Origin of the sequence: Corallococcus sp. CA053C, assembly GCF_003611675.1 — a bacterium.
GTDB lineage: Bacteria > Myxococcota > Myxococcia > Myxococcales > Myxococcaceae > Corallococcus.
In genome coordinates, this window is sequence record NZ_RAWA01000191.1 from 1 (window position 1) to 17,876 (window position 17,876).

Annotated in this window: 11 protein-coding genes; 9 read left to right on the forward strand and 2 right to left on the reverse strand. The window is 64.0% G+C overall.

The window, feature by feature from the left end; translation table 11 throughout:
* Positions 1-214 precede the first annotated feature (214 nt).
* The gene (gene carB, locus D7V97_RS23765; RefSeq protein ID WP_120612947.1) at positions 215-3,469 is read left to right on the forward strand and encodes a carbamoyl-phosphate synthase large subunit; all 3,255 of its coding nucleotides are present in this window, start codon (positions 215-217) and stop codon (positions 3,467-3,469) included.
* A 48-nt stretch (positions 3,470-3,517) separates the two neighbouring features.
* Here the strand turns inward: carB and D7V97_RS23770 are convergent, their stop codons facing one another.
* Positions 3,518-5,194, reverse strand: coding sequence for a hypothetical protein (locus tag D7V97_RS23770; RefSeq protein WP_147444949.1), 1,677 nt, complete (start codon positions 5,192-5,194; stop codon positions 3,518-3,520).
* Positions 5,195-5,410: 216 nt separating this feature from the next.
* Here D7V97_RS23770 and D7V97_RS23775 point away from each other — a divergent pair, with 216 nt between their 5' ends.
* The 8 genes from D7V97_RS23775 (at position 5,411) to D7V97_RS23810 (ending at position 16,756) form a co-directional block, all read left to right on the forward strand.
* Positions 5,411-6,850: a sigma-54-dependent Fis family transcriptional regulator gene (locus D7V97_RS23775; protein WP_199728914.1), complete on the forward strand. Its 1,440-nt coding sequence runs from the start codon at positions 5,411-5,413 to the stop codon at positions 6,848-6,850.
* Positions 6,851-6,902: 52 nt separating this feature from the next.
* Positions 6,903-10,316 carry a DEAD/DEAH box helicase family protein gene (locus D7V97_RS23780; protein WP_158623442.1) on the forward strand — a complete coding sequence of 1,138 codons (3,414 nt, stop codon included), beginning with the start codon at positions 6,903-6,905 and terminating at the stop codon, positions 10,314-10,316.
* Positions 10,313-11,821: a class I SAM-dependent DNA methyltransferase gene (locus tag D7V97_RS23785; RefSeq protein WP_120612951.1), complete on the forward strand. Its 1,509-nt coding sequence runs from the start codon at positions 10,313-10,315 to the stop codon at positions 11,819-11,821. Before D7V97_RS23780 ends, D7V97_RS23785 begins: the two co-directional genes overlap by 4 nt.
* Positions 11,822-11,871: 50 nt before the next feature.
* Entirely contained in the window at positions 11,872-13,035 is a 1,164-nt protein-coding gene (locus tag D7V97_RS23790) for a restriction endonuclease subunit S (protein WP_233583144.1), read from the forward strand.
* Complete coding sequence (locus tag D7V97_RS23795; protein ID WP_120612953.1) at positions 13,032-13,790, forward strand: AAA family ATPase; 759 nt, start codon at positions 13,032-13,034, stop codon at positions 13,788-13,790. Before D7V97_RS23790 ends, D7V97_RS23795 begins: the two co-directional genes overlap by 4 nt.
* Positions 13,787-14,623 (forward strand): DUF3696 domain-containing protein, encoded by an 837-nt coding sequence (locus tag D7V97_RS23800; RefSeq protein ID WP_120612954.1) that lies wholly within the window; start codon positions 13,787-13,789, stop codon positions 14,621-14,623. Before D7V97_RS23795 ends, D7V97_RS23800 begins: the two co-directional genes overlap by 4 nt.
* The gene (locus D7V97_RS44230; protein WP_147444950.1) at positions 14,620-15,621 is read left to right on the forward strand and encodes a hypothetical protein; all 1,002 of its coding nucleotides are present in this window, start codon (positions 14,620-14,622) and stop codon (positions 15,619-15,621) included. The genes D7V97_RS23800 and D7V97_RS44230 overlap by 4 nt, the downstream gene beginning before the upstream one ends.
* Before the next feature lie 61 nt (positions 15,622-15,682).
* Positions 15,683-16,756, forward strand: coding sequence for a virulence RhuM family protein (locus D7V97_RS23810; RefSeq protein WP_120612956.1), 1,074 nt, complete (start codon positions 15,683-15,685; stop codon positions 16,754-16,756).
* Between the two features lie 138 nt (positions 16,757-16,894).
* On the opposite strand, the gene D7V97_RS23815 is transcribed toward D7V97_RS23810, so the two are convergent.
* The coding region (locus tag D7V97_RS23815; protein WP_147444951.1) for a sensor histidine kinase KdpD at positions 16,895-17,876 on the reverse strand (982 nt) is incomplete at its 5' end.

The window sequence follows — 17,876 nt, forward strand, 5'->3', positions numbered from 1 at the left end:
GGCGCGGCGGGAGCGGTGTCCTGGGCGAGGGCGGGCGCGGAGAGTAGGAGCAGGGCCAGGGACCAGCGACGCATGGGACCTCCGAAAGAGCGCGGCAGCGTAGCAGAGGCCCGCGCATCCCGGACTTGCGAGCGGGCGGGCGTCGAACAGGACCTTCGCACGGCACAACGCACCGCGTGCATGTGGAGGCGGACGTTGGTATGGGGGGCGCCCGATGCCCAAGCGTACCGATATCCGGAAGGTTCTTGTGATTGGCTCGGGCCCGATTGTCATCGGGCAGGCCGTCGAGTTCGACTACTCAGGCACCCAGGCGATCAAGGCGCTTCGGGACGAGGGCGTGGAGGTGGTGCTGCTCAACAGCAACCCCGCCACGGTGATGACGGACCCAGAGTTCGCGCACCGCACCTACATTGAACCCATCACCGTGGAGGCGGCGGAGAAGATCCTCGCCGCCGAGCGCCCGGACTCCCTCCTGCCGACCATGGGCGGGCAGACGGCGCTCAACCTGGCCAAGGCCCTGGCCGAGAAGGGCATCCTGGAGAAGTACGGGGTGCGCCTCATCGGCGCGTCGCTGGACGCCATCAACAAGGCGGAGGACCGGCAGCTCTTCAAGGCGGCCATGCAGAAGATTGGCGTGGCGCTGCCCCGCAGCGGCTACGCGACGACGCTGACGGACGCGATGGCGCTGGCGGAGGACATCGGCTTCCCGGCCATCATCCGTCCCTCGTTCACGCTGGGCGGCACGGGCGGCGGCATCGCGTACAACCGCGAGGAGTTCGAGGCCATCTGCCGCTCGGGCCTCAAGGCGAGCCCCACCTCCACCATCCTCGTCGAGGAGAGCGTGCTCGGGTGGAAGGAGTACGAGCTGGAGGTGGTCCGCGACTCGGCGGACAACGTCATCATCATCTGCTCCATCGAGAACCTGGATCCGATGGGCGTGCACACTGGTGACTCCATCACCGTGGCGCCCGCGCAGACGCTGACGGACCGCGAGTACCAGCGCATGCGGCAGGCGTCGCTCGCCATCATCCGCGAGATTGGCGTGGAGACGGGCGGCTCCAACATCCAGTTCGGCATCCACCCGCAGGACGGCCGCATGGTCGTCATCGAGATGAACCCGCGCGTGTCGCGTTCCAGCGCGCTGGCGTCCAAGGCGACGGGCTACCCCATCGCGAAGATCGCCGCGAAGCTGGCGCTGGGCTACACGCTGGACGAACTGCGCAACGACATCACCCGCGACACGCCGGCCTCCTTCGAGCCGACGCTGGACTACGTGGTGGTGAAGGTGCCTCGCTTCAACTTCGAGAAGTTCCCCAAGGCGGACCGCACGCTGACGACGAGCATGCGTTCGGTGGGCGAGGTGATGGCCATTGGCCGCACCTTCCCCGAGGCGTACATGAAGGCGCTGCGCTCCATGGAGCTGGGGCGCGTGGGCCTGGAGTCGCCGGAGCTGCCCACGGAGAAGGAGGAGCGGGAGAAGGTGCTGCGCGAGGGCCTGCGCGTGCCCCGGCCGGAGCGGCCGTGGTTCGTGTCCCAGGCGTTCCGCGAGGGCATGACGGTGGATCAGGTGCACCAGCTGTCGCGCATCGACCCGTGGTTCCTGCGGCACATCGAAGCGCTGGTGCACGAGGCGCAGATGCTGGCGGACCACGGCCGGCTGGATCAGCTCCCGGACGACGTGCTCCGGCAGGCGAAGTCGCACGGCTTCTCCGACAAGTACCTGGGCAACCTGCTGGGCTACCCGGAGGAGGAGGTGCGAGCGCACCGGCACGCGCGCGGCATCCGGCCCGTGTTCAAGCGGGTGGACACCTGCGCCGCGGAGTTCGAGGCGTACACGCCCTACCTGTACTCCACCTACGAGGAGGAGGACGAGGCGCCGCCCACGGACCGGCAGAAGGTGCTGATCCTGGGCAGCGGTCCCATCCGCATCGGCCAGGGCATCGAGTTCGACTACGCGTGCGTGCACGCGGCCTTCGCGCTGCGCGAGGCCGGGTACGAGACGGTGATGGTCAACTGCAACCCGGAGACGGTGTCCACGGACTACGACACGTCGGACCGCCTCTACTTCGAGCCGCTGACGATTGAAGACGTGCTCGAGGTGTCCCAGCGTGAGAAGCCGGTGGGCGCCATCGTGCAGTTCGGCGGGCAGACGCCGCTGCGCCTGAGCGTGCCGCTGGAGCAGGCGGGGCTGCCGATTCTTGGCACGTCGCCGCAGGCCATCGACCGCGCGGAGGACCGCGAGAAGTTCTCCAAGCTGATCGAGAAGCTGGGCCTGACGCAGCCGGAGAACGGGGTGGCGCGCAGCCACGCGGAGGCCTTCAAGGTGGCCGAGCGCATCGGCTACCCGGTGATGGTGCGGCCGTCGTACGTGCTGGGCGGGCGCGCGATGGAGACCGTGTACGACGCGGTCAGCCTGGAGCGCTACATGCGCGAGGCGGTGAGCGCATCGCCGGAGCACCCGGTGCTGATCGACCGCTTCCTGAAGGACGCCATCGAGGTGGACCTGGACCTGGTCGCGGACCGCACGGGGCAGGTGTTGATTGGCGGCGTGCTGGAGCACATCCAGGAGGCGGGCGTGCACTCGGGTGACGCGGCCGCGACGCTGCCGCCGCACTCGCTGTCGCCGGACCTGGTGGAGCGGATGAAGGACCAGGCCATCTCCATGGCGCGCGAGCTGGGCGTCGTGGGGCTGATGAACGTGCAGTTCGCCATCCAGGGGAAGACCATCTACATCCTGGAAGTGAACCCGCGTGCGAGCCGCACGGTGCCGTTCATCTCCAAGGCGACGGGCGTGCCGTTGGCGAAGATCGCCGCGCTCTGCATGGTGGGCAAGACGCTGAAGGAGCTGGGCCGCACGGAGGAGCCGGAGTTCAAGCACGTGGCGGTGAAGGAGAGCGTCTTCCCGTTCGCGCGCTTCGCCGGGGTGGATGTGATTCTGGGCCCGGAGATGAAGTCCACGGGCGAGGTGATGGGGATCGCGGACGACTACGCGTCGGCGTTCGCCAAGAGCCAGCTCGCGGCGGGAGTGAAGCTGCCGAAGGCGGGCAGGGTGTTCATCTCCGTGAAGGACGAGGACAAGCCCGCGGTGGTGGACCTGGCCAGGCGCCTGCGCGCGATGGGGTTCACGCTGACGGCCACGGCCGGCACGCACGGCTACCTGCAGACGAAGGGCATCGAGTCCCAGTTGGTGCAGAAGGTGAAGGAGGGCCGGCCGAACATCGTCGACAAGATTGTCGACGGGGAGATCGTCCTGGTCATCAACACCACCTTCGGCAAGCAGGAGATCAGCGACAGCTTCTCCATCCGCCGTGAGTCGTTGATGCACTCGGTGCCGTACTACACGACGGTGCAGGCGGCGCGCATGGCGGTGGGCGCGCTGGAGTCGCTGAAGCGCTCGGACCTCGCGGTGAAGCCGTTGCAGGAGTACCTGTACGGCGAGAAGGGCATCCCGCCGGGCGGCCGTCGTTAGGTTTCATCCCGGGGGAGCGGGTGTTGCCCGCTCCTCCGCGTGCCGCTTTCACGCCGCCTCCCCGCTGCAAAGGGTCTGCACGGCGCGCTCGAACGAGCCCCGTGGGAGAGCGATGGGTGAGGCGCTCTCCGCGCCCTCATCGTGCAACTCGACGTTCAGCGCCCGCAGGGTGCTCTGGGCCTTCCTCAGCAGCAGGTCGAGGGCCTTCTGTGCCTTGCGGATTTCGTCGCTGAGCCCATCCACATTCTTGCGGATGGCATCGCTGTGCTTCTCCATCTTCTCGAGTCGGGAGAGCTCGGCTTCGATGCGTGCCTCGACGTCGCGCAGCGCGGCGATGTCGCCCGCCTCGCCAGTGGTGCGGCTTCGCGTGACCAGCGCCATCCCGAGGAGCACGGCCGCATGGAGGTAGGCGTCCGTCGCGGGATCCTGGTCGTCCCAGGTCACGAGGACGTTGCTTCCGTAGCGCGCGAAGCGGGGGAAGACCTCGATTGCGTGGGAGCGCGCCATCACGAAGACGCCCGCCACGGCGTCGCGGTTCTTGCGTGCTGCGTCGAGTTCGTCGATTGCTTTCTGCACGGTGTAGGCGGCATCGCGCTTCGCCTCGAAGACCACTCCGGCGCCGGCGAACGCGCTTTCGCCCGTGAACCTCAGGATGGCGTCTCCCTTCTTGCACCGGCCGATGCCAGCGGTCGCACCCGTCACATCGAATACGCAGGGTGCGCTCTGCGTAGCGGCGCGAACGAACGAGGTCACCGCGTCCTCGAAGTCGAGCCCGCCACGGGTGCCCTTCTGATCCTGGGTGCGTCTGGTCTCGATACGGACGAGCGCCTCGCTGACCTCCTTCTCGAATCGTGCCTGCCGCACCTCCTGCTGTCTGGCGAGCTCGGTCTGCGCCGTAGCCTGCTCTTGGAACAGTCGCGTGAGGCTCGACTTCATCAGTGACATGGGCGAGTTGGGTGCATCCGGATTCACGGCCGACAACACTTCCTCGCGGGCGCGATGGGTTTCCCGCACGAGGCGGCTCAGAAGCGAGCCTTCATCGTTCGCGTCGAGAGCGGCAAGAGCCGCCGACAGCTGGCTCTGCCGATCCTCGTCCGCCCCCTTCAGTTCCTCACGCAGGCTGCGCAGAAACCGCGCGACGGCGCCGTCCTCTGCGAGGGGGTCGAGCGCGCGCACCAGCTCGGCATGGCCCTGGTTCATGACCACTCGGAGCTGCCCCTCGAGCACCTTCACCAGCCCATCGCTCTCGGTGGGGCTGAGCTTCTTGAAGAGGGGGCTCGTCTCGCCAACCTGCCGCGCGAGCGATTCGGTGAGCACGCTGTTTCGTGGCCCGAGGTACCTTTCGAGCAGCCTCGCGAGGACGCCTTGGTCATCCACGAACGCTGCGAGGCGCTGGGTGACCTGCCCGTCGTTCGGGTCGAAGAAGCGGGCGAGGACGGCGGACATCGTTGCCTGCTGCTGTTCGACATGGCCACGAAGCTGGCGGTCGATGTCCGAAACGAGCGCCTGGCCCACGTCCTTCAGCTTCGACTCCTGTGCTGCGGCATGAGCATTGTGGAGCGCCCTGAGACCAATGCTCCACGCGTCGAGGACCAGCTGCTCGCGCTGCTCCTCGTCGAGTTCGCCGAACAGGGCGAGGCTGTCGGGGCGTCGGTCGCGCACCTCGGCGGCGACTTCCTCGGTGGCGAGGACAACGGAGGCCTTGAGCTGCGTGGTGCGAGTCATGTTTGTCATGGCAGAGCGCCACAGCATCGGACGTGCCAGCTCCGAGGCGCCCGTTCCGCTAGGAACGTGGCAGGTGGTTTCAGCCAGTTGGCTCTTGGGCTGCCAGTAAGCTGTCTTGTTCCTGGGTAAGAGGTCTTGTACTTTGTGGCTGTGCGCAAAGTCCTCGTCGCCTGGGTCGGCAGGACCGACCTTCGAGCCCCCTCCGAGAGTGACCAGGTGGGTTTGGGTCCCATCGCGCAGGCACTGGATGCTCGTCCCTTCGACGAGGCCTTCCTGCTCTCGGACTACGAGGAGCGCGCTGTCACGCCGTACCTGAAGTGGCTTCGGGCCAGAACGAATGCGCGGCTCGAAGTCGTGTACGAGCAGCTGAGCGGCCCCACGCAGTTCGGCGAAATCCACGAAGCCGCCGTACGCGGTGTGCAGCGTGCGCTCGGGGAGCGACCGCGTGACGTCGCACTCGCCTTCCACCTGAGCCCAGGCACGCCGGCCATGGCCGCAGTCTGGATCCTCCTTGGCAAGACGCGCTTCCCGGCAGAGCTGATCGAGTCGTCGAAGGACCATGGAGTGCGCACCGCTTCGGTGCCCTTCGACATCTCCGCGGACTTCATTCCCGACCTCCTGCGTGAGCAGGACGAACGGCTCCGCCAGGCCAGTGCCGCGGAGCCGCCAGAGGCGCCAGAGTTCGCCGACATCATCCATCGGAGCCGGGTCATGGCGCGTCTCATCCAACGCGCGCGCCGCGTCGCGATTCGCAACGTCCCCGTGCTCATCGAGGGCGAGTCAGGCACCGGCAAGGAGATGTTCGCGCGAGCCATCCACCGCGCGAGCACGAGGCGGGAGCGCCCCTTCGTCGCGGTGAACTGTGGCGCCATCCCGGGCGAACTCATCGAGTCCGAGCTCTTCGGCCACGAGAAGGGCGCCTTCACGGACGCGAAGCAGCCGCGCAAGGGCTACTTCGAGGCCGCTGACGGCGGCACCCTCTTTCTCGACGAACTGGGCGAACTGCCAGGCCCCGCGCAGGTGAAGTTGCTGCGCGCGGTCCAGGAAGGTGAGGTCGTCCGCCTCGGCGCCACCAAGCCCTTCAAGGTCGATGTCCGCATAGTCGCCGCCACCCACCGGACGCTCACCGAGGAGATCGCCGCGGGCAGGTTCCGCGAAGACCTCTTCTACCGCCTCGCTGTCGCGGTCCTGAAGATCCCGCCGCTCCGTGAGCGGACCGGGGACCTCGGGGGGCTCGTGGATCACCTCTTGGACCAGGTGAACCGCGAAGCCGCTGCGGAGCCTGGCTACAGGGAGAAGAAGCTTTCTGCTGGCGCACGGAATCTTCTGGTGGCGCACCTGTGGCCGGGCAATGTGCGTGAACTCCTGAACACCTTGCGGCGTGCCGCGATCTGGAGCGATGGCGCGGCGATCTCATCGGAGGACGTCCGCGAGGCCCTGCTCCCCGTGGCGACCGTCGTGCGACAGGATCTGCTCGCGAAACCGCTTGGTGGCGGCTTCAACCTGCCTGAATTGCTGAAAGACGTCGCTCGCAGCTACTTGCAGCGCGCGATGGACGAAGCGCACGGCAACAAGACCCGGGCTGCGGAACTCGTGGGGCTCCCCAGCTACCAGACGCTCACGAACTGGCTCGCGAAGTACGAGGTCCAAGGTTGATGGCACGGCCATTGAAAAGAGCGCCGACATGGTCGGCACGGAGAGCGCGTACATGAAGTCGCAGAACTTCGAGTTCCTGCGTGCCAAGCGTGCCGTGCTCGCCGACCTCGCGGGCTTCGCGGAGCGCTACGCACACGATGACCCGGCGGGCTCACTCATCAAGCAGCGCAGCTTCGTCGAGCATGCCGTCACCATGCTCTACGAGGCGTATCGCTTGCGCCCGCCGCTTTCGGACAACCTCAACGACCTGATGACCGCAGAGCCCTTCCGGCAGTCCGTCCCCGAGGTCGTCCAAAACAAGCTTCACGCGGTGCGGAAGGCGGGCAATCACGCTGCCCACCCTCGACGTCCCATCACGAGCCAGCTTTCGCTCGATTGCCTCTACCAACTCTTCGACATCGCGCGTTGGTTCCACGTTCAGATTGACGGTGGCGATCCTCTGGCCGCGCCCAAGTACTCGGCGCCGCCACCGGAGCCGGTAGGCTCCAGCAAGGCCAAGGATGCACTCGAGAAGCTGCGCCTTGCAGAAGCGAAGTACGAGTCGGTCCTTCTTTCGCTCAGCGAGGAGACGCGCAAACGGCTCGACGCGGAGCGTGCCGCCACCGAGCACGCGACCGAACTCGCACACCTCAAGGAGGAGGGGCAGAAGGTCGCTTCCGTCCTCCAGTTCAACGAGGCGACCACCCGCCGCCGCCTGATCGACCAAGCGCTGCTTGCCGCCGGGTGGAACGTCGGCGCGAACGGCGTGAACACGGAGGAGGTCCATCAGGAGGTTCGGCTCTCGACCATGCCAACGGCGTCAGGCGAGGGCCTTGCCGACTACGTGCTGTACGGCGATGACGGAAAGCCCCTCGCCGTCATTGAGGCGAAGAAGACGGCGAAGGACGCACGCGTGGGTGCCGAGCAGGCCCGCATGTACGCCGTGTGCCTGGAGAAGGAGACCGGCGTGCGCCCGGTCATCTTCTTCACGAACGGCATCGACATCTTCTTGTGGGACGACTCGCGGGACTACCCGGTCCGCAAGGTCTACGGCTTCTACTCGAAGGACAGCCTCGAGTACCTCACCCACCAGAGGACGAATAAGAAGCCGTTGGCGACTGTCGAGCCGAACCTCGCCATCGCCAACCGCATGTATCAGCTCGAGGCGGTGAAGCGCGTCGGTGAGCGGTTCTCGTCTCACTTCCGCAAGGCACTGCTTGTTCAGGCGACGGGAACCGGCAAGACCCGCGTCGCCATCTCGCTCTGTGATGTGCTCATGCGCGCCGGCTGGGTGAAGCGCATCCTGTTCGTCTGCGATCGGCGAGAACTTCGAAAGCAAGCGGACCGGGTCTTCAAGGAGTTCATGCCAGGCGAACCGCGGGTCGTCGTGGACAGCACGACCTCCAGCGACCGCGAGAAGCGCATCTACCTCGCCACCTATCCAGCGATGATGAAGTGCTACGAGGACTTCGACGTTGGCTTCTTCGACCTGATCATCGCCGACGAGTCACATCGCAGCATCTACAAGAAGTTCAGCGCACTCTTCAAATACTTCGATGCGCTTCAAGTCGGGCTCACTGCCACGCCGGTCCGGTTCATTGAGCACAACACCTACGCCCTTTTCGGCTGCGAGGACCACGATCCGACCTCGCATTTCAGTTTCGAGGATGCGGTAGGGTCGAAGCCACCCTTCCTCTCGCCTTTCCGTGTTCGCTCCTTCAGCAGCCAGTTCCGCGAGAAAGGTCTGCGCTACACGCAAATGAGCCAGGAGCAGCGCGAGCAGCTGGAGGACCAGGAGCCCGCTGCTCAGCAGGTGGACTACGACGCCAACGACATCGACAAGCACGTCTTCAACCGAGACACGACGCGCTTCATCTGGCGTTCTTTGATGGAGGAAGGTCTCCGCGAAGCGACCGGAAGCCACGTCGGCAAGACCATCGTCTTCGCGAGGAACCACGTCCATGCCGTGCATCTCGCGGACGTCTTTTCGGAGATGTACCCACAGTATGGCTCGGCCTTCTGCCGCGTGATCGACAACCAGGAGCCCAAGGCCGATCAGCTCATCGATGACTTCAAGAACCCTGACAACGCGCTTACGATCGCCATCTCGGTCGACATGCTCGACACGGGCATCGACGTGCCGGAACTCGTGAATCTCGTCTTCGCCAAGCCGGTGAAGTCCTACGTGAAGTTCTGGCAGATGATCGGGCGCGGCACGCGGCTCCGCAAAGACCTCTTCGGTCCGGGACGGGACAAGGCCGAGTTCCTCATCTTCGACCACTGGTCGAACTTCTGGTTCTTCGACGAGAAGTACAAGGAGACGCAGCCCTCGCCGCAGAAGTCGCTGCTCCAACACCTGTTCGAGTCGCGCGTCGAGCTGGCTCAGGCGGGACTTGATCAGATGGACCAGCCGACTTTCGAGGCCGCCGCCGCGCTCATCATCGGGGACGTTCGCGCCGTCCGCGACACGAACAGCATCGACGCGCGCGAAAAGTGGCGTGAGCTGGAGATGCTCACCGACGGCGACCGCGTCCACCATTTCGCCGCAGCGACGAAGGCGGACCTCTTGTCCATCGCGGCCCCCCTTCAACACCTGCGCAGCATTCGGGGTGACGAGGATGCCTACCGTTTCGACCTGCTCATGACGCGGCTTGAAGTCGAGCTGGTCAAGGGCGGACCGAATGCACCGAAGGTGCAGGACCTTCGCGACCGCGTCGAGGAAGCCGTGGAACTCCTGGCCAAGAACCAGAACCCGGTCAAGGCACGCGCGGACTCGATCAAGCAGGTCCGGAGCAAGGATTTCTGGGCCTCGGTCGAGGTCCATCAAATCGAGGGCCTTCGCCGCGAGCTGCGCGGAATCATGAAGTACCAGCAACCGACCCCGACAACTCGCGTCGCGGCGCAGGTCTTCGATGTCGATGACGCAGAGTTCACGTCGGAGACGTACATCCCCCGACTCGAAGGCCTTGACCTCGTCGAATACAAGCGGCGCGTCGAGTCCGTACTGCGGGACCACTTCGCGCAGAACGCCGTCTTGCAGCGGATTCGGACGGGTAATGCCGTGCGGGACGACGAACTTGAGGAACTCGCCAAACTCGTCCTCTCGGTCGACGACAAGGCGAATGTGAAGCACCTCGTGGGGCACGATCCGGAAACGCGACGCTCCTTGTTCACGGTGTTTCGCGGACTGGTCGGCCTTGATGCGCTGGCGGTGGAGCAGGCATTCACTGACTTCGTCCACAAGCATCCACGGCTCTCGGCTCAGCAGCTTCGTTTCCTGCAGGTATTGCAGAACCACATCGCGCAGAATGGCGGCATCGAACTTGAGCGCCTCTACGAACCGCCCTTCACGACCCTCCACGCGGAGAGCATGGAAGGCATTTTCACCAACCCCGGTGACGTCGATGAGCTTCTTGCCATCTTGAGCGTCTTCGACCCGAAGCGGGTGCCCCTCAGCGACCGCCCCCCCACGAGCCAGGCATCATGAGCACACTGACCAATCAGCAGAAGAGCGACATTGAAAAGCTTTGGGCTGAGTTCTGGACTGGCGGAATTACCAATCCGCTCACGGTCATCGAGCAGATCTCGTTCCTGATGTTCGCGCGTCTGCTCGACGTGATGGAAACCACCGGCGAGCGCCGGGCAGAGCGAACGAAGAAGCCATTTCACGGGCGCTTTTCGGGCAAGGACGATCCGCGCCGCTGGAAGAACTTCAAGCAGAGGGATGCGGGAGAGATGCTCCGCGTGGTGCGTGACGAGGTGTTCCCGCACTTCCGTAAGCTCAACGGCGGCACAACCTTCGCCGAGTATATGCAGGACGCTCAGCTCATGGTTCAGAAGCCGAGCCTCCTTGTGTCGGCCGTGAACATAATCGAAAAGCTGCCGATCACCGAGGGCGACGCCAAGGGCGACCTCTACGAGTACCTGCTTAGCAAGCTGACGACGGCTGGCATCAACGGTCAGTTCCGAACACCGCGCCACATCATCCGCTTCATGGTGGAGTTGCTCGAGCCGAAGCCCACCGAGACGATCGGCGACCCCGCGTGCGGCACTGCTGGTTTCCTTGTCGGCGCAATGCAGTACCTGCTTGAGACGTACAGCTCGGCGAAGGGGACGCTCAAGGGCGAGAACGGCGAGACCCTGTACACCGGAGATCTGCTTGAGCCGTACCGCGCGCACATCCAGAGCGGCATGTTCCACGGCTTTGACTTTGATTCGACCATGCTCCGCATCGCGTCGATGAACCTCATGCTTCACGGTGTCGACAACCCGGACATCCATTACCAGGACACACTGTCGAACTCGTTCCCCGAGAAGTTCGGCAAGCAGGCGACCGGTGGCTTCGACGTCATCCTCGCCAATCCTCCGTTCAAGGGGAGCCTCGACGAAGGAGATGTTCATCCGACGCTTACTCAGGCCGTGAAGACCAAGAAGACCGAGTTGCTGTTCATGGCGCTGATCTTGCGCATGCTGAAAAAGGGCGGTCGTAGCGCCACCATCGTACCGGATGGCGTGCTCTTCGGTTCTTCGAAGGCGCACACAGCGCTTCGACAATTGCTCGTGAAGGAAAACCAGCTTGAGGCCGTGTTTTCGCTACCCTCAGGCGTGTTCAAGCCCTACGCCGGGGTGTCCACTGCCATCGTTGTGTTCACGAAGGGCGGCAAGACGGACAACGTGTTTTTCTACGACGTCGGAGCTGATGGGTACTCGCTCGACGACAAGCGCGACGCGGTGAGCGAGAACGACCTACCCGATGCGCTGGTCTGCTGGCACAAGAAGAGCGCGAAGAAGGACACCGACCGAACGGCGAAGCACTTCATGGTGCCAGTACAGGAGATCGAGGCGAAAGACTTCGACCTCTCGATCAACCGCTACAAGGAGACGAAGCACGAGGAAGTAAAATACGAGCCTCCTAAGAAGATCATCGCGAAACTGCGGAGCCTTGAAGCGGTGATTACAAAGGACCTCGCGGAGTTGGAGGCGATGCTGTGACTTGGCCTTTCGTACCGCTGGGGACAGTCGCGCACGTCCAGCTAGGGAAGATGCTTTCTCCCAAAGCGCGGACCGCCGCATGGAGTTTCCCGTATTTGCGCAACGTGAATGTCCAATGGGGGCGGATCGAGTTGTCTGACCTTGTTGAGATGGATTTCGATGAAGCCGATCAGGCAAAGTTCGACCTTAGGCAGGGAGACCTTTTGGTTTGCGAGGGAGGGGAGCCGGGACGGTCCGCCGTCGTTGAGCATGACCTGCCTGGGGTGTTCTTTCAGAAGGCTTTGATGCGTGTGCGTCCATGCGACAATCAATTGGATACGCGGTTTCTCCAACGTTTCATGGAGCATGCCGCTCGCCGAGGAACCTTCGCGAAGGACGGAAATAAAGCAACCATAGCTCACTTTCCGGCAGTGAAACTTAACGCGCTCAAGGTCCCATTGCCCCCAGTTGCCGAGCAGTGCCGCATCGCCGGCATCCTTGACAAGGCCGATGCCATCCGACGCAAGCGAATTGAGGCTATTGCGCTCACCGAGGAGTTGCAGCGCTCGGCATTCTTGGAAATGTTCGGCGACCCGGTGACGAACCCGAAGGGGTGGGACGTGAAGCCCTTGGGAGAGCTGGCCGAATCGGCTTCAGGGGTCACGAAGGGCAAGCGATATGATGGCCAGGAACTGGTCACACTTCCGTACATGCGTGTTGCGAATGTACAGGACGGTCACCTCGTCCTGAGTGAGGTGAAGACAATCACTGTTTCTGTGGAGGATGGTCGCCGTTATAGGCTGATGTACGGCGATGTCCTGCTTACTGAAGGTGGCGACCCGGACAAGCTGGGACGTGGGACCGTCTGGCGAGAAGAAGTGCCTGGCTGCATTCATCAGAACCACATATTTCGCGTACGCCCTGGACCTGCTGTTCGCGCCGAATACCTGAGCGCGATCATTGGGAGTGAGAGAGGAAAGCGCTACTTTCTCCGCGCGGCGAAACAGACGACGGGAATCGCGACGATCAATATGTCGCAGTTGAAGGCGTTTCCAGTGCTCATTCCGCCGACGCCACTGCAGGACAGATACGTTAAATTTGTTTCGAAAATCAATGAGTCGCGCGACAACCAGCAGGAGAGGAGTTCCCTCACTGACGAACTCTTCGGCGTGCTTGGGCGTGAAGCTTTCAGGGGAGGGCTCCGGACAGGGGCGATCAAAGGCGGAGGCGCATGATCCAGGGACTTGAGCTTGAAAATTTCAAGGGCATCGCTGTGCGGCAGCGCATCGACTTTGCTCCGCTTACGCTCCTCTTCGGAGCGAACAGTGCGGGCAAGAGCACTGTGCTTCAGGCGTTGCTTTATCTGCACGAGCTTCTTGAACGCGGCACTGCCGACATCGATCGGACAGAACTGGGCGGCAACGTGCTCGAACTCGGAGGCTTCGCGCGGCTCGTTCACCGGCACGAGGCGAACCGTGCCATTACGTTGAGGGCTGAGTTCGCGACGCTTGGTGGGCTCGAAAGATTCGGGCGCGACTTAGCAGACTTCCCGTTCCCTGATCTTGACGACGAGGTCGAGTCAGCGTGGTTGGAGCTGACGATCAGGCTCCGGACCACGGCGACGTTCCGAGGGCCACTCGTCGAGCGCGCCATTATCGGTGTTGGAGGAGACTCGGAGCCACTCGTGTGGCTTGAGACCGGAGTGACACTCCGCGAAGGCGAGCCATTGAATGCTCGCGTGAACCTTGGGCACCCCCTCATCGCCGAAGGTGCCCGGGAGATCTCAGACGCGTGGCTGCAGATTGCCGTGCCTGAGGAGGTGCTTCATCGAGCGCTAGAGGAGGAAGGGGGGGCTACGGCGGTGGCTCCGGATCGGGTGATGGGCTCGGCGACGGCTCGGGTTTCGGCGACGGACGCTCGCTTCCGGTATTTGCCATCTCGAGGTCTCGTATCTCTGCTCTTCCTTCGTCAAGCGAGCCGCTACGGGTGATCTCGTTCGGTGACGACAGCGATGAGAAGGCGGCGGCTTCCGCACAGGTTCGAACCTTCCTTGAAATGGTCGTGCTCGGAACAACCGCGCAGCTCGTGGCGTCCCTACGAGACGCGCTCTACATCGGTCCGCTCCGGACGATCCCTCCGCGCGGCTTTCTTTACGAGCGGGCCGGCCGTATCACGAGTTGGGCAGACGGTCTTGCGGCGTGGGACCTCCTGCTCGCGGATCGCGCGAGCTTGGTCGAGCGCACAAACCTCTGGCTCCGACGGCTTGGCGCGGGTTGCCAGGTGGTGGTCCAGCAGTTGTTCGATCGCACCGCCGACGCCGAGCTGTTGTCCGACGGTCACGTCGGCAAGGCGGTACGTCGCCTGCTCCTTGACACAGGTGCTGGCTCACTGGTTCTCCCGTCCGAAGTGGGGGCAGGCGTCTCGCAGATCATCCCCGTCGTGGTCGCGGCGCTAGAAGCGCGGGCGGGCCTGTCCCTCATCGAGCAGCCGGAGATCCATGTGCACCCTGCGGTGCAGGTCGGTCTCGGTGATTTGTTCATTGATGCTGCCACCCGCGATCGCGGACGCCGCGCGGTGCTCGTCGAGACCCACAGCGAGCACCTCATCTTGAGGCTCCTGCGCCGTATCCGCGAGACCACCGACAATAAACTTGCAGAAGGCTCACTGGCGTTCACGGCGGACAAGCTCAGCGTTCTCTACGTCGAGAGTTCGTCGGAGGGCGTGCGCATCCATCGACTGCACGTCGATGAGCGCGGCGAGTTCACGGACCGCTGGCCCAAGGGATTCTTCGACGAGAGGTTCGCGGAGGTCTACGGAACGTGATCTACGACTTCGCGTTGGAGCCGGAACTGGTTGCGACATGGCACGACCCCCGCGTCGCCTATCCCGTCCTCTGCCAGGTAGGCTTGGGACATCGGCGCGTTGCTTGTGCGTTTCCGGCGACGGCGTGGGCAAATCTCGTCATGAGCGCTTTTCAAACCAGCGTTCCTGATGAAGAAACCGCTCAGTGGCAGAGCGCCCGGAAGAAGATCGAAGTCCTGCTTCGGCACCTTCAGGACACAGGCACGCGTCGAAGCGGCAAGCTCCTCGATGGTGAGACGTGGCTCAATGCCGCGACTCGCGAGCACGGTCAGTTTCCATTCGGTGGAATCCTCGTGCGCTCGTCCGGAGTAGTGAGTGCGCACGTGGTCGCCGTGGACCGGCTTGGTGAGCAGGACTTCCCAGCCTGGACGCCGCCTGCTGCGCCTGTTGTAAGACAGACCAAAGAGCTCGCGACCGCGCTTGCGCCGCTCCTTCGCTGCGCAGCCCAGGTGCGTTTCGTGGATCCGTACTTCGATGCAGACGATACGTCTTTCTTTGAGCCGATGAAAGCGTATCTGCTCGCTGCGCAGCAGCGTCGGAGTGTAGGCGATTTTCAGGTGCAGATTCATTTCGCAGTTCGCCCTGAGGAGGTTGAACAGGCCTCACGAATTCAGGGCCGCCAGATGACCGAGCGCGACGTGGCGAAGAACAAGCTCGCCGCGTGTGAAAGCCGACTCGGACCGCTCTTGCAGACGGGCGTGATCGTTCGCGCGCTTGCTTGGGGCAAGGGTGTTGCCGGTGTCAAGATGCACAATCAGTACGTGCTCACGGAGGTCGGAGGCATCGCTGTGCAAACCGGGCTCGACCAAAACGCGCGAGGCACGCGCCAGACAGACGACCTGACCGTTCTCTCCAAGGAACAACACGCTGCCCGCTGGTCGGAGTTCTCCGCGGAGGGCGTCGTCCATCGCCTCATCGCCAACCAGCGGTTCGCAGGCGCTCCATCGGGAATCCGCTGATGGCAAGGATTGCACAGGACCGGCCAATGCCACCTGTCCCCATGCAGAGCGAGACGCAGTCATGACCGATCTGGCCCTACGCGAGTCCGAGTTCCTGCTCTACACCGCGCCCGATGGGGCGGTGAAGGTCGGCGTGCTCTTCCGGGACGAAACCGCGTGGCTCACGCAGAAGGCACTGGCAGCGCTATTCGGGGTCGGAGTGCCCGCCATCAACAAGCACCTGAAGGGCATCTTCGAGTCGGGGGAGCTCGCGGAGGCTTCAGTTATTTCCATTTTGGAAACAACTGCCGCGGACGGAAAGACTTACAAGACCCGTTTCTACAACCTCGACGCGATCATCGCCGTCGGGTATCGGGTCAACAGCTACCAGGCAACTCAGTTTCGCATCTGGGCCACGAAGACTCTGAGCGAGTTCATGCTCAAGGGCTTCGTTCTCGATGACGAGCGCCTGAAGCAGGGCAAGACGCTCTTCGGCAAGGACTACTTCGACGAGCTGCTCGAACGGATCCGGGAGATCCGCGCGAGTGAACGGCGCTTCTACCAGAAGATCACCGACCTCTATGCGCTCGCGATCGACTACGACGCGCACGCTCCACTGACGCGAGAATTCTTCGCGACCGTGCAGAACAAGCTGCACTGGGCAATCACCGGACAGACCGCCGCGGAGCTGATCTACGCCTCGGCGGACGCGACCAGGCTCTACATGGGCCTCACGACGTGGAAGCACGCGCCGCACGGCAAGGTCCTGAAGTCCGATGTCACCGTCGCGAAGAACTACCTGGGGGAGGCGCACGTCAGGGAGCTGAACCGCATCGTGTCCGCGTACCTTGATCTCGCCGAGAACCGCGCCCAGCGCGGCATCCTGATGAAGATGGCTGACTGGGCGACGTTCCTGAACAGCTTCCTTGATCTGTCGAGCTATCCCATCCTCGCGGACAAGGGAAAGGTGAGCGCCCTCGAAGCGAAGCTCAAGGCAGAAGGCGAATACGACGTCTACCGAAAGCGGCAAGATGCTGAGTTCGTCTCAGACTTCGATCGCGTCGTGGAGGAGACGAAGCGACTTGATAGCGGTGCGATGACGCGCGGCGCGACGAAGCCCGGCGAGGCCTCTAGCAAGGGTAGGAAGAAACCGTGATGTTACGGTAACGGAACCACGTCCGAGTCGCGGCACGCGCCCCGGTCCCACGTTGGGGGCCCCGTCCAACAGAGCCTGCCGCAACTCCACCAAGGTCGCGAAGGGACGCACCCACAGGAGCTGCTCATGGCGCTCAAGTCAGATCGTTGAGTCCGTCATGGGCAACTCCACGATGAACGTGGCCCCCTGCCCGGGCTCGCTCTCCGCCCACAGTCTTCCGTGGTGCGCTTCCACAATCTGTCTCGTGATGAAGAGGCCCAACCCCAGGCCTCCGTAGTGCCGGGTGGAGACGGCGCGGGTGAACTTCTCGAAGATGGTCAGGAGGGCTCCCGGCGCGATGCCGATGCCCTCGTCCTTCACGGTCAGCCGGGCCTTTCCGTCTGTCTTCTCCACCCGCAGCGTCACCGGGCTCCCCGCGCCGTACTTCAGCGCGTTGGACAGCAGGCTGGTCGTCACCTGCTCCAGCCGGTGACGGTCCCAGTGGCCCACCACGCCAGGGGCCGCTTCGACCACCAGCTCGCAGCCCGCCTTCGCCGCCTGGGGCCTCCACTGCTCCACCACCCCCCGCACCACCGTGGTCAGGTCCACGTTCTCCAACTGCAGCGGCGCTGCCGGGCCCGTGAACTGTGTGACTTCCAGCAGGTCGTTGATGAGCGCCGTCATCTTCCGGACCTGCCCGGAGACGGTCTCCGCGGTGCGCACCACACGCTCTCGCAACACCTCCAGCGACGGGGCCGTCCTTGCGTCTTTCACCAGCGACTGGAGCTTGAGCTGCAAGGGCGTCAGCGGCGTCTTCAACTCGTGCGACGCCACCGCCAGGAACTCGTCCCTCAGGGACACCGCGTGCTGGAGCTGGGCCTGCGTCTTTCGCAGCTCGCTCACGTCCTGGTGCGCCAGCAACACCGTGGCGGGATGGCCGTGCTGGGCGGGCAGCGGCACTGCCTCCACCAGCAGGGAGTACCTTCCCGTGGGCGTGTGCCAGACGACGGGCGCCGCGTGTACCGGCTCGCCTCGTGCCGCTCGCACTCCCGGGACTTCGTCGCTGCGCAGCTCCCGGCCCGCTTCGTCCGTGAAGAGATAGATGCCCTTGTACCGCTCGACCCGCAGCCCCCCCGGGAAC

Bases quoted from the DNA above. Each gene is read 5' to 3' on its own strand.
- D7V97_RS23810 (WP_120612956.1), top strand. From the start codon at position 15,683: ATGACCGATCTGGCCCTACGCGAGTCCGAGTTCCTGCTCTACACCGCG.
- D7V97_RS23780 (WP_158623442.1), top strand. From the start codon at position 6,903: ATGAAGTCGCAGAACTTCGAGTTCCTGCGTGCCAAGCGTGCCGTGCTC.
- D7V97_RS23795 (WP_120612953.1), top strand. From the start codon at position 13,032: ATGATCCAGGGACTTGAGCTTGAAAATTTCAAGGGCATCGCTGTGCGG.
- D7V97_RS23790 (WP_233583144.1), top strand. From the start codon at position 11,872: ATGCTTTCTCCCAAAGCGCGGACCGCCGCATGGAGTTTCCCGTATTTG.
- D7V97_RS23785 (WP_120612951.1), top strand. From the start codon at position 10,313: ATGAGCACACTGACCAATCAGCAGAAGAGCGACATTGAAAAGCTTTGG.
- D7V97_RS23770 (WP_147444949.1), bottom strand. From the start codon at position 5,194: ATGACTCGCACCACGCAGCTCAAGGCCTCCGTTGTCCTCGCCACCGAG.
- carB (WP_120612947.1), top strand. From the start codon at position 215: ATGCCCAAGCGTACCGATATCCGGAAGGTTCTTGTGATTGGCTCGGGC.